Origin of the sequence: Nocardia crassostreae, from assembly GCF_001613405.1 — a bacterium.
Lineage (GTDB): Bacteria > Actinomycetota > Actinomycetes > Mycobacteriales > Mycobacteriaceae > Nocardia > Nocardia crassostreae.
Genome location: NZ_BDCH01000045.1, coordinates 45,849 through 57,260 on the forward strand (window position 1 = coordinate 45,849; position 11,412 = coordinate 57,260).

The following is an 11,412-nucleotide window of genomic DNA, read 5'->3' on the forward strand; positions in this document are numbered from 1 at the left end:
AGGTTATGCTTACAGCCGTACCGGACCCGATGGGTCACGGTTCTGCACCGTCGACGATGTCGCGGACGCGCGTACAGACGCCCGGGCCATGCCCGAACAGCTGCTGACGAACTTCGAGCCGACCTGAGTCGACCCACCAGATCGTCAATGTCCGATCGAACCGCAGGTTAAAACTATGGCCTGCGGCCCGACCACGGGAGAGAACGCTGAGCGTCACCATTTTGGCGGGCGAGTTCCACGCGCCGTCGCTTAACGACTTCTTCCCTCCAGCAGTGCTGTTCGAGGGGACGCCTTTCGAGCTCGACCGTTTGATGCTCATTCGCATCCTCATGTCGGCCGTTCTGTTGATCGTCATGCTCGCGGCATTCCGTCGTCCGCAGCTTGTTCCGCGCGGTCTCCAGAATGTCGCCGAAACCGGTCTGGTGTTCGTCAAGGAGCAGATCTCCGACGAGGTGCTCGGCAAGGAATCCGGTAAGAAGTTCTTCCCGTTGGTCGCAACGGTCTTCTTCTCGGTGCTGTTCCTGAACATCTCGGGTGTCATTCCGGGTCTGAACATCTCCTCGAACGCACGAATCGGCTTCCCGCTGGTTCTCGCGCTGGTCGCCTACGTCACGTTCAACTACGTGGGCATCAAGAAGTACGGCTTCCTGAAATACATGCGCTCGTCCATCGTGGTGCCGAATGTGCCCCCCGCTCTGCACGTGCTGCTGATCCCCATCGAGTTCATCTCGACCTTCCTGCTGCGCCCGTTCACGCTCACCGTTCGTCTCATGGCGAACATGCTGGCCGGCCACATCATGCTGGTGCTGTTCTTCAGCGCCACCCAGTTCTTCCTGTTCGACGCTGCCGCCTGGATGAAGGTGTTCTCGCCGTTCTCGCTGCTCGCGGGCCTCGGCTTCACCCTCTTCGAACTGCTGGTTGTCTTCCTGCAGGCCTACGTGTTCGCGCTGCTGACCGCCGTCTACATCGGTCTCGCGCAGCACGCCGACTCTCACTGACCGACCGGTACCACACCAAAACCTGCTTCACACGCCGTCGGCGGGTGGGCGACAGAAAGGGAATAGATACTCATGAGCAGCCTCTCGTACCTGGCCCAGGCCGCGACCGAGACCAAGTCGACCGGCTTCGGCGCCATCGGCTACGGCCTCGCGGCCATCGGCCCCGGCATCGGCGTGGGCATCGTGGTTGGTAAGGCCATCGAGGGCATCGCCCGTCAGCCCGAGCTGCAGGGTCAGATCCGCACCACCATGTTCCTCGGTATCGCGTTCACCGAGGCCCTGGCGCTGATCGGCCTCGTCGCCGGCTTCATCTTCTGATTCTGGATACTCAAACCATGAGCAGCATCAATTTGCTCGCGGCTGAGGGGACCACCGAACAAAATCCCCTCATCCCGGAGCCGTACGACATTTTCTGGTCGGCGGTCTGCCTCCTGGTGATCGGTTTCGCGTTCTACAAGTACGTGATCCCGCGTCTCACCACGGTGCTCGACGAGCGCTCGGAGAAGATCGAAGGCGGTATCGCCAAGGCCGAGGCCGTGCAGGCCGAGGCGGAGGCGACCCTGCAGCAGTACCAGGAGCAGCTCGCCGAGGCTCGCCTCGAGGCTGCCCGTATCCGCGAGGAGGCCCGTAACCAGGGCCAGTCGATCCTCGCTCAGATGCGCTCCGATGCGCAGGCCGAGGCCGACCGCATCGTGGCTTCGGGTCACAGCCAGCTGGAGGCTCAGCGCCAGCAGATCGTGACCGAGCTGCGGTCCGAGCTCGGCCGTACCGCGGTCGACCTGGCCGAGAAGATCATCGGTCAGTCGGTGGCCGACGAGGCCAAGCAGGCGGCATCGATCGACCGGTTCCTCGCGGAGCTGGATTCGAACGATCGCATCGGCGCTGGAAGGTAACGACGCGAAAGTGGGAAGCATGTACGCAGCGAGCCGTGAGGCGAGTTCCCGTGCGCGGGAAGCTCTTCGGGCCGCTCTGACCGGTAGCGACACCGTCGCGGAAACGACCGGATCCGAACTGTTCGCCGTTGTCGCCGTGCTCGACGACCAGCGTTCGCTGCGTGTGGCGCTCGCGGATAAGTCGGTGTCGAGTTCGGCCCGCGCCGAGCTCGCCGAACGCGTCTTCGGGGGCAAGATCAGCGCGGCCACGCAGGCCGTGCTGACCACCGCGGTGGCTCAGGACTGGTCTCGCGCCCGCAATCTGGTCGACACCCTGGAACTGCTCGGCCGCGAGGCGCTGCTGCGCGCCGCGGACGACCGCGGCCGCCTCGGCGCCGTCGAGGACGAGCTGTTCCGGCTGGGGCGCATTGTCGAGGACAACCCGGAGCTGGAGCAGGCGCTCTCCGATCACGGCAAGCCCGTGCCGGCGCGCCGTGAGCTGCTGACGCGGCTGCTCACCGGCAAGGTCGAGGACATCACCCTCCAGCTGGCCGAGCAGGCGGTGGCGCGCGCGCACACCAACAGCATCGGCGAGGCCATCGACAAGCTGTCCGACCTGGCGGCGTCGCTCCGGGAACAGATCGTGGCGCACGTGCGCGCCGCGGTGGCCCTGACGCCGCAGCAGCGGGAGCACCTGGCGGCTTCGCTGCAGCGCATCTACGACAAGCCGATCACGGTGCACGTGCAGGAAGACCCGAGCCTGCTGGTCGGCGTCGTCGTGCGCGTGGGCGACGACCTGATCGACGGCAGCGCCACCGGCCGGTTGCAGCGCTTGCGCCAGACCCTGGCCTGAGCGAAGCCCGGCCCGCCGGCGGCCACCAACACACCGACATTCGAGACCACAGCGAGAGCAGGAAGAACATGGCGGAGCTGACGATCTCCCCCGATGAGATCCGTAGCGCGATCGAGAGCTACACTCAGAGCTACACCCCGGAAACCTCCATCGAGGAAGTGGGCGTCGTCACCGACACCGGCGACGGTATCGCCCACATCAGCGGCCTCCCCGGCGCGATGGCCAACGAGCTGCTGGAATTCCCCGGCGGCGTGCTCGGCGTCGCGCTGAACCTGGAGGACACCGAGATCGGTGCCGTCGTCCTGGGTGAGTTCGACACCATAGAGGAAGGCCAGCAGGTCCGCCGTACCGGCGACGTGCTCTCGGTCCCGGTGGGCGACAAGTTCCTCGGCCGCGTGGTGGACCCGCTGGGCGCCCCGATCGACGGCCTCGGCGAGATCGAGGCCGACGACCGTCGCGTGCTCGAGCTGCAGGCCGCCACCGTGCTGCAGCGCCAGCCGGTCGGTGAGCCCATGGCCACCGGCATCACCGCCATCGACGCCCTGACCGCCATCGGCCGCGGCCAGCGTCAGCTGGTCATCGGCGACCGCAAGACCGGTAAGACCGCGGTCTGCGTCGACGCCATCATCAACCAGAAGGCGAACTGGGCCACCGGCGATCCGACCAAGCAGGTGCGCTGCATCTACGTCGCGATCGGTCAGAAGGGCTCCACCATCGCGGGCGTCAAGGCCGCCCTCGAGGCGCACGGCGCCATGGAGTACACCACCATCGTCGCGGCCCCGGCCTCCGACTCGGCGGGCTTCAAGTGGCTGGCCCCGTACACCGGTTCGGCCATCGGCCAGCACTGGATGTACCAGGGCAAGCACGTCCTGATCGTGTTCGACGACCTGTCCAAGCAGGCCGAGGCCTACCGCGCCATCTCGCTGCTGCTGCGCCGCCCGCCGGGCCGCGAGGCGTACCCGGGTGACGTCTTCTACCTGCACTCGCGTCTGCTGGAGCGTTGCGCCAAGCTCTCCGACGAGATGGGCGCCGGTTCCATGACCGCGCTGCCGATCATCGAGACCAAGGCCAACGACGTCTCGGCGTTCATCCCGACCAACGTCATCTCCATCACCGACGGTCAGGTGTTCCTCGAGTCGGACCTCTTCAACAAGGGTGTCCGCCCGGCCATCAACGTCGGTATCTCCGTCTCCCGCGTCGGTGGCGCCGCGCAGACCAAGGCCATGAAGAAGGTCTCCGGTTCGCTGCGCCTGGAGCTGGCCTCCTACCGCGAGCTCGAGGCGTTCTCCGCCTTCGCCTCCGATCTGGATGCCGCCTCGCTGGCGCAGCTGGAGCGCGGCGCGCGCTGGGTCGAGCTGCTCAAGCAGGACCAGTACGCCCCGGTTTCCGTTGAGGACCAGGTCGTTTCGCTGTACCTGGTCGACGGCGGCTACTACGACTCCGTGCCGGTCGGCGACGTGCGTCGCTTCAATGCCGAGCTGCTGGAGAACCTGCACGCCACCGTGCAGTCCTCCTTCGACGCCCTGCAGGGCGGCGCGAAGGTGCTCGAGGGCGAGGCCGCCGACGCCATCAAGGCCGCGACCGACAAGTTCAAGCAGGGCTTCCTGGCTTCGGACGGCAGCCGTGTCGTGAACGAGGCCGAGGCCGGCGAGCTCGATCACGAAGAGGTCGAGTCGCTGTCCGTCACTCGCAAGCACGTCGAGAAGTAAGACGGGCGAAGCGAATGCGACTGACTGACTCGAGGAATGAAGGGAGTGTGAACCGCTAATGGCAAGCGTGCGCGAACTGCGCTCCCGAATTCGTTCCGTGAGCTCGATCAAGAAGATCACCAAGGCGCAAGAGCTGATCGCGACCTCGCGAATCAGCAAGGCGCAGGCCCGAGTTGCGGCTGCCAAGCCGTACGCGGAAGAGATCACCAAGGTGCTCGTCGAATTGGCGAACGCCAGCGGCAATCTCACGCATCCGCTGCTCACCGAGCGGCCGAACCCGCGGCGCGCGGCGATCCTGGTCATCACCTCCGATCGCGGTATGTGCGGCGGCTACAACTCGAACGTGCTCAAGCGCGCCGAGGAACTGGTGACCACGCTGCGCGGCGAGGGCAAAGAACCGGTGCTGTACGTGATGGGCTCGAAGGGCTTGACCTACTACACCTTCCGCAAGCGCGAGCTGAACGGATCGTGGGTCGGTTTCTCCCAGTCGCCCAACTACGCGGACGCGTCCGCTGCGTGCAACCACCTGGTCGAGGCGTTCATGGCGGGCGCCGACGGCGAGGTTCCGGCTCCCAACGGGGTCGGCACCATGGCCGGTGTCGATGAACTGCACATCGTCTACACGCGTTTCGTGTCGATGCTGTCGCAGGTGCCGGAGGTCCGCCGGCTGGCCCCCATCCAGGTCAGCTACGTGGACGAGAACTACGACATGGGCGAGGACGCGTTCTCCGATTCGGCGACCGCGGATGTCCACGCCCAGTACGAGTTCGAGCCGGATGCGGACAAGTTGCTCGGTGCGTTGCTGCCGAAGTACATCAACACCCGCATCTACTCGTCGCTGCTCGATGCGGCGGCATCGGAGTCGGCTGCGCGCCGCACCGCTATGAAGGCGGCCACCGATAACGCTACGGATCTGGTGAACTCACTGACCCGTACCGCGAACTCGTTGCGCCAGGCCGGAATCACGCAGGAAATCACGGAAATCGTCGGCGGCGCCAACGCGCTGGCGTCGAGCTCGGACCGCGACTAAGCCGTAGGAAGAGAAGCAATGACCGCAGCTGTCACTAAAGAAACCAAGGTGGGTGCTGGCATCGGCCGCGTCTCCCGCGTCATCGGCCCCGTCGTGGACGTCGAGTTCCCGCGGGGTTCCATCCCTGAGCTCTACAACGCGCTGAACGTGGACATCGCGCTCCCGTCCGTCGCGAAGACCCTGACCCTCGAGGTTGCGCAGCACCTGGGCGACAACATCGTTCGCACCATCTCCATGCAGCCGACCGACGGTCTGGTGCGTGGCGTCGAGGTGCGCGACACCGGCAAGCCGATCTCGGTGCCCGTCGGTGACGTCGTCAAGGGCCACGTGTTCAACGCCCTCGGCGACTGCCTGGACACCCCGGGCCTGGGCCGTGACGGCGAGCAGTGGGGCATCCACCGCCAGCCGCCCGCCTTCGACCAGCTCGAGGGTAAGACCGAGATCCTGGAGACGGGCGTCAAGGTCATCGACCTGCTCACCCCGTACGTGAAGGGTGGCAAGATCGGTCTGTTCGGTGGCGCCGGCGTCGGCAAGACCGTTCTGATCCAGGAGATGATCACCCGTATCGCGCGTGAGTTCTCCGGTACGTCCGTGTTCGCGGGCGTCGGTGAGCGCACCCGTGAGGGCACCGACCTCCACCTGGAAATGGAAGAGATGGGTGTCCTCCAGGACACCGCCCTCGTCTTCGGCCAGATGGACGAGCCGCCGGGCACCCGTATGCGCGTCGCCCTCTCGGCCCTGACCATGGCCGAGTACTTCCGCGATGTGCAGAACCAGGACGTGCTGCTCTTCATCGACAACATCTTCCGGTTCACCCAGGCCGGTTCCGAGGTCTCGACCCTGCTGGGTCGTATGCCTTCGGCCGTGGGTTACCAGCCGACGCTGGCCGACGAGATGGGTCAGCTCCAGGAGCGCATCACCTCGACCCGTGGTCGCTCGATCACCTCGATGCAGGCGATCTACGTGCCCGCGGACGACTACACCGACCCGGCGCCGGCCACCACCTTCGCCCACCTCGATGCGACGACCGAGCTTTCCCGCCCGATCTCGCAGAAGGGCATCTACCCGGCCGTCGACCCGCTGACCTCGACCTCTCGTATCCTCGAGGCGTCGATCGTCGGCGAGCGGCACTTCCGGGTCGCCAACGAGGTCAAGCGAATCCTGCAGAAGTACAAGGAACTGCAGGACATCATCGCCATCCTCGGCATGGACGAGCTCTCCGAAGAGGACAAGGTCCTCGTCGGCCGCGCCCGTCGCCTGGAGAAGTTCCTCGGCCAGAACTTCATCGTGGCCGAGAAGTTCACCGGTCAGCCGGGTTCAGTCGTGCCGCTGGAGCAGACCATCGACGACTTCGATCGGGTCTGCAAGGGCGAGTTCGACCACCTGCCCGAGCAGGCGTTCAACTCCTGCGGTGGCCTGGACGACGTCGAGGCGGCCGCGAAGAAGATCGCCGGGAAGTAGTCCACCATGGCGGATATGTCAGTTGATCTGGTCGCCGTCGAGCGGCTGCTGTGGTCGGGGCGGGCGAAGTTCGTCTCCGCCCAGACCACGGAGGGTGAGATCGGCATCCTGGCCGGCCACGAACCGCTGCTCGGTCAGCTGGTCGAGGCCGGCACGGTGACCATCGTGTCCGACAGCGACGAGCGCATCGTGGCGGCCGTGCACGGCGGATTCTTCTCGGTCACCGGCACTTCGGTGCGGGTGCTGGCCGAATCCGCTGATTTCGCAGGCGATATCGACGAGGCGGCCGCCCGTGCCGTGCTCGCCGACGAGAATGCGAGCCCGGCCGCGCAGGCCAAGGCGCAGGGCCAGGTGCGCGCGCTCGAAAAGGCCGCCGAGGTCTGATCGAGTAGCCATACGGCAAATGAGCGGCGGCTCCAGGGAAATCCTGGGGCCGTGGCTCTCTTTGCATTTCGGGGGTGTGTGGTTAGATGCCATTGCCGGTCCACGGATGTGATCTGGACCATTCAGCGAAATCTCGGCTATTACAACGCTTCCAAGCGAGGGGTGAATGAGCGAGTTTCGAATTGGAAAAAGGGCGGCGCTGGCGGTTGCCGTCGCCGTGGGTATCGGATTCTTCGCACCGGGCTCGGCCGCGCTGGATGTCGTGGTGCCGCTACCCGACGGGCATATCGAGGGCCCGGGCGTGAAAATCACGAGTCGTGGTGAGCGCGCGATCATTTCGCCGTCCATCGCCGCGAACGGCTTGGGCCGCACCTCATGGGTCACCGGGGATGTGACCGCCGAGGTGGAGACGCCGGACGGCACGGTGGGCCCCAACAACGGGCCGCGGAACTTCCCGGGTACCAACAACTCCGGGACGCACGGATCGTCCAATCTGACTGTCGGATACATCGTCGGCTGTCAGGTCGCGGTGGGTGCGCTGAGCGCGAATGCGGCGGTCGGCATCAGCACGACGCCGAGTCTCACGGGCGGTTTCACCTTCCCGCTGTCGCCCGGTCAGGTGACCTGGGTGGCCATCAACAACATCGAGTTGATCAAGAGCGGCGTCTACACCATCAACTATCAGGACATACCGATGGAGATTCAGGGGTGCGGCGGCTACGCGCAGGCCCGCCAGGTCTCCGTGGTCGAGATCATCGGCACCGACTACGCCAAGGTCACTCTCTACGGCCAGCCGTTCAGCATCGGCTGACGGTCCGCTCCGACAGAAGGGATCGCATGTTCGGCACGGGAAAACACGCGCGCGGCGGCAAGGTTCTCGGAGCGGCGCTCATCGCGACGGCGGTGTGCGGGATCGGGCAGACGGGGGTGGCGCGGGCGGATACCTTCGTGCCGCTGCCGGGCGGGGTCATCACGCGCACGCTGGCGGACGGCACGGTCATGACCGTCCGGATCGACGGGGAGTCGGCCAAGATCAGCGGGTCCATGGGCGATACGCCGGTGCATCGCAATACCTGGGTGAGCGGAAGGGCCAGTGTGGATCTCGACGGCCCGAGCGCCCCGACGGCCACGATCAAGATCAGTCCGGGTTATGTCGTCGGCTGTCAGGTGGACATCGGCGGGATCAGCGGCACCAGCAGTGGCGGCGCGACGGCGTCCCAGGACACCCAGGGCGCATGGTCCGCCGCACCGACCCAGTCCTTCGGCGGTGGCGTCACCTTCGGACCGGGACTGGCGATTGCCCGGCTGATGCTGGATCTGGAGAAACCGGACGACTACGGCATGGAATCGCATAAGCGCTACAACAAGGTTCCGGGTCCGCACGCCAGCGTGACCTGGGTCGACGAAACCTTCTCGGTGGACGGCTGCGGTGGTTTCGCGCAGGCACGATCGTTCGTGGCGGCCGAGGTCGACACCACCAACTACATCGGCAATGTGTTGCTGTGGGGTCAGCCGTTCAGTATCGGATGACCGATTCGCAATCTTTCTGCGAGCCGTGTGCATCACATTCGGTGGATGGCGGGGCTCCGCGTTTCTGTGGTCGCTAGTATCGACCACTAAGCGCGGGGTGCCGCCCCTCCCGTTCGGGGGATCGGGGGGCGAAGCCCCCTGAGAGTCCCGAGTGTTGGGAAAGAACGGAGCGGCATTGCAGACCTGGATGGTGCTTCTGATCATTCTGGTGTTGCTGCTTGTCGCCTTGGCTCTGGCGTCGACCTATCGCCTGATCATGTTGCGCCGCGGCGGGACCGCCGCCCTGCTGCGCACCCTGCCCGCGCGCGGCCACGGCGGGGGCTGGCGGCACGGGCTCATTCGCTACGACGAGGATTCGCTCGTCTTCTACAAACTGTCGAGTCTGAAGCTCGGTCCGGATTCCACCATGCGCCGCCTCGGCATCGAGGTCAGCAATCGCCGCTCCCCGCAGGACGACGAGTACGACATCATGACCGACGAGCTCATCGTCACGCTCTCGGACGGCAATGGCAGCTACGAGCTGGCACTCGACCGCGGTGCGCTGGCGGCCTTCCTCTCCTGGGTGGAATCGCGCCCTTCCGAGCGAATTCGCCGCCGACCCAGCAACTGAGGATTCGTCCCTAGGGTTACGGTGATCCCGTGAGTGTGCACTTGACGCGGATCTACACCCGGACCGGTGACGACGGGACGACCGGGCTGAGCGATTTCTCGCGGGTACCGAAGACGGACCCGCGCCTCATCACGTACGCGGACTGTGACGAGACCAATGCCGCACTCGGTGTGGCGATCGCGCTCGGGCAGCCCGATGAGCGGATGCTCGGTGTGCTGCGCGCCATTCAGAACGACCTCTTCGATGCGGGCGCGGACCTCTCGACGCCCATCGTCGAGGACCCGAAGTACGCTCCGCTGCGCATCACCCAGCCCTACATCGACCGCCTGGAGCAGTGGTGCGATGAGTTCAATGAGCCTCTGGCGCCGTTGAATTCGTTCATCCTGCCCGGCGGCACACCCCTGGCCGCGCTGCTGCACACCGCCCGCACCGTGACGCGGCGCGCCGAGCGCTCGGCCTGGGCCGCGGTCGACGCGCATCCGGACGACACGAGCGTGCTGCCCGCGAAATACCTGAACCGGCTGTCCGACCTGCTGTTCATTCTGAGTCGCGTCGCCAACCCGGACGGCGACATCCTCTGGCGGCCGGGCGGAGAGGCCACGAGCACGGGAGAGGGCCATTAGGCTGACCACCGTGAGTGAACGGTTTCTGGTGACCGGGGGCAGCAGGCTCGTCGGTGAGGTCGCGGTGGGCGGCGCGAAGAACAGCGTCCTCAAGCTGATGGCCGCCGCGCTGCTGGCCGAGGGCACGACGACGATCACGAACTGCCCGGACATCCTGGATGTGCCGTTGATGGCAGACGTACTGCGCGGCCTCGGCTGCGATGTCGGCATCGACGGCGGCACGGTCACCATCGTGACGCCGACCGAACCGAAGTATCACGCCGACTTCCCGGCGGTCACCCAGTTCCGCGCCTCGGTGTGCGTGCTCGGTCCGCTCATGGCGCGGTGCAAGCGCGCGGTGGTCGCGCTACCCGGTGGCGACGCCATCGGTTCGCGCCCGCTCGATATGCATCAGCAGGGTATGCGACTGCTCGGCGCGACCAGCGAAATCGAGCACGGCTGCCTGGTGGCCCGGGCCGAGGAGCTGCAGGGCGCGCGCATTCGGCTGGACTTCCCGTCAGTCGGCGCCACCGAGAACATCCTCATGGCCGCGGTGCTCGCCGACGGCGAGACCATTATCGACAATGCGGCGCGCGAGCCGGAGATCGTGGATCTCTGCAACATGCTGGTGCAGATGGGGGCGAAGGTCTCCGGCGCCGGTACCTCGATGCTCACCATCGAGGGCGTCGACAAGCACTCGCCCACCACCCACCGCGTGATCGGCGACCGTATCGTTGCCGCCACCTGGGGTATTGCCGCCGCCATGACGCAGGGCGATGTGCGGGTCACGGGGATCAACCCCAAGCATCTGTCGCTGGTGCTGGACAAGCTGCGTTCCGCGGGTGCGCGAATCTCGTTCGAACCGGATGGTTTTCGCGTGGTGCAGTCCGACCGCCCGCGCGCGGTGAACTTCTCGACCCTGCCGTTTCCGGGATTTCCGACCGATCTACAGCCGATGGCCATCGGCCTGGCCGCCATTGCCGACGGTACCTCGATGATCACCGAGAACATCTTCGAAGCGCGCTTCCGCTTCGTCGAAGAGATGATCCGGCTGGGTGCGGACGCCCGCACCGATGGGCATCACGCTGTGGTGCGCGGTATTCCGCGCCTGTCGAGCGCGCCGGTCTGGTCCTCCGATATTCGCGCCGGTGCGGGTCTGGTGCTCGCGGGTCTGGTCGCCGACGGGGTGACCGAAGTGCACGATGTCTTCCACATCGACCGGGGTTACCCGGATTTCGTGGAGAACCTCCGGTCGCTGGGGGCGGAGATCGAGCGGGTCGGGACCGTCGATTAACACCAGGTGACGGACAGGCTTCGCGAAAAAGCCTCCTGAACAGGTGATTTGACATGCGAACAACCAACA

General features: G+C 65.9%; 14 protein-coding genes. 13 read left to right on the forward strand and 1 reads right to left on the reverse strand.

The annotated features are described in order from the left end of the window. Positions 1 to 34 precede the first annotated feature (34 nt). Positions 35 to 319: a hypothetical protein gene (locus NC4_RS39780; protein ID WP_174566923.1), complete on the reverse strand. Its 285-nt coding sequence runs from the start codon at positions 317 to 319 to the stop codon at positions 35 to 37. Between NC4_RS39780 and atpB the strand changes: the two genes are divergently transcribed. From atpB to murA, 13 genes are all read left to right on the forward strand, one after another. After that, positions 219 to 998, forward strand: a complete 780-nt coding sequence (gene atpB / locus NC4_RS37440) for a F0F1 ATP synthase subunit A (RefSeq protein WP_501193522.1) — start codon at positions 219 to 221, stop codon at positions 996 to 998. The two genes, NC4_RS39780 and atpB, sit on opposite strands and share 101 nt — an antisense overlap. A 72-nt stretch (positions 999 to 1,070) precedes the next feature. Beyond that, positions 1,071 to 1,316: an ATP synthase F0 subunit C gene (locus NC4_RS37445; protein ID WP_067548921.1), complete on the forward strand. Its 246-nt coding sequence runs from the start codon at positions 1,071 to 1,073 to the stop codon at positions 1,314 to 1,316. A 17-nt stretch (positions 1,317 to 1,333) separates the two neighbouring features. Further along, entirely contained in the window at positions 1,334 to 1,891 is a 558-nt protein-coding gene (locus tag NC4_RS37450) for a F0F1 ATP synthase subunit B (protein ID WP_067548928.1), read from the forward strand. Between the two features lie 19 nt (positions 1,892 to 1,910). Then, entirely contained in the window at positions 1,911 to 2,723 is an 813-nt protein-coding gene (locus tag NC4_RS37455) for a F0F1 ATP synthase subunit delta (RefSeq protein ID WP_067548931.1), read from the forward strand. Positions 2,724 to 2,791: 68 nt separating this feature from the next. Next, on the forward strand, positions 2,792 to 4,432 hold the full coding sequence (gene atpA, locus NC4_RS37460; RefSeq protein ID WP_067548934.1) for a F0F1 ATP synthase subunit alpha: 1,641 nt from the start codon (positions 2,792 to 2,794) through the stop codon (positions 4,430 to 4,432). A 58-nt stretch (positions 4,433 to 4,490) separates the two neighbouring features. Then, the gene (locus NC4_RS37465) at positions 4,491 to 5,462 is read left to right on the forward strand and encodes a F0F1 ATP synthase subunit gamma (RefSeq protein ID WP_067548937.1); all 972 of its coding nucleotides are present in this window, start codon (positions 4,491 to 4,493) and stop codon (positions 5,460 to 5,462) included. Between the two features lie 18 nt (positions 5,463 to 5,480). Then, complete coding sequence (gene atpD / locus NC4_RS37470) at positions 5,481 to 6,923, forward strand: F0F1 ATP synthase subunit beta (protein WP_067548939.1); 1,443 nt, start codon at positions 5,481 to 5,483, stop codon at positions 6,921 to 6,923. A 6-nt stretch (positions 6,924 to 6,929) separates the two neighbouring features. Next, entirely contained in the window at positions 6,930 to 7,307 is a 378-nt protein-coding gene (locus NC4_RS37475; RefSeq protein ID WP_067548942.1) for a F0F1 ATP synthase subunit epsilon, read from the forward strand. 166 nt (positions 7,308 to 7,473) lie between these two features. Further along, complete coding sequence (locus NC4_RS37480; RefSeq protein ID WP_067548945.1) at positions 7,474 to 8,118, forward strand: MspA family porin; 645 nt, start codon at positions 7,474 to 7,476, stop codon at positions 8,116 to 8,118. 26 nt (positions 8,119 to 8,144) lie between these two features. Beyond that, complete coding sequence (locus NC4_RS37485; protein WP_067548947.1) at positions 8,145 to 8,837, forward strand: MspA family porin; 693 nt, start codon at positions 8,145 to 8,147, stop codon at positions 8,835 to 8,837. 187 nt (positions 8,838 to 9,024) lie between these two features. After that, positions 9,025 to 9,447, forward strand: coding sequence for a DUF2550 domain-containing protein (locus NC4_RS37490; protein ID WP_067548979.1), 423 nt, complete (start codon positions 9,025 to 9,027; stop codon positions 9,445 to 9,447). Positions 9,448 to 9,476: 29 nt separating this feature from the next. Then, positions 9,477 to 10,070, forward strand: a complete 594-nt coding sequence (locus NC4_RS37495) for a cob(I)yrinic acid a,c-diamide adenosyltransferase (RefSeq protein ID WP_067548950.1) — start codon at positions 9,477 to 9,479, stop codon at positions 10,068 to 10,070. 10 nt (positions 10,071 to 10,080) lie between these two features. Further along, positions 10,081 to 11,343 (forward strand): UDP-N-acetylglucosamine 1-carboxyvinyltransferase, encoded by a 1,263-nt coding sequence (gene murA, locus NC4_RS37500; protein WP_084530167.1) that lies wholly within the window; start codon positions 10,081 to 10,083, stop codon positions 11,341 to 11,343. Positions 11,344 to 11,412: the final 69 nt, after the last annotated feature.

Bases quoted from the DNA above. Each gene is read 5' to 3' on its own strand.
- NC4_RS39780 (WP_174566923.1), bottom strand. From the start codon at position 319: ATGAGCATCAAACGGTCGAGCTCGAAAGGCGTCCCCTCGAACAGCACT.
- NC4_RS37445 (WP_067548921.1), top strand. From the start codon at position 1,071: ATGAGCAGCCTCTCGTACCTGGCCCAGGCCGCGACCGAGACCAAGTCG.
- NC4_RS37450 (WP_067548928.1), top strand. From the start codon at position 1,334: ATGAGCAGCATCAATTTGCTCGCGGCTGAGGGGACCACCGAACAAAAT.
- NC4_RS37455 (WP_067548931.1), top strand. From the start codon at position 1,911: ATGTACGCAGCGAGCCGTGAGGCGAGTTCCCGTGCGCGGGAAGCTCTT.
- atpA (WP_067548934.1), top strand. From the start codon at position 2,792: ATGGCGGAGCTGACGATCTCCCCCGATGAGATCCGTAGCGCGATCGAG.
- NC4_RS37465 (WP_067548937.1), top strand. From the start codon at position 4,491: ATGGCAAGCGTGCGCGAACTGCGCTCCCGAATTCGTTCCGTGAGCTCG.
- atpD (WP_067548939.1), top strand. From the start codon at position 5,481: ATGACCGCAGCTGTCACTAAAGAAACCAAGGTGGGTGCTGGCATCGGC.
- NC4_RS37475 (WP_067548942.1), top strand. From the start codon at position 6,930: ATGGCGGATATGTCAGTTGATCTGGTCGCCGTCGAGCGGCTGCTGTGG.
- NC4_RS37480 (WP_067548945.1), top strand. From the start codon at position 7,474: ATGAGCGAGTTTCGAATTGGAAAAAGGGCGGCGCTGGCGGTTGCCGTC.
- NC4_RS37485 (WP_067548947.1), top strand. From the start codon at position 8,145: ATGTTCGGCACGGGAAAACACGCGCGCGGCGGCAAGGTTCTCGGAGCG.
- NC4_RS37490 (WP_067548979.1), top strand. From the start codon at position 9,025: ATGGTGCTTCTGATCATTCTGGTGTTGCTGCTTGTCGCCTTGGCTCTG.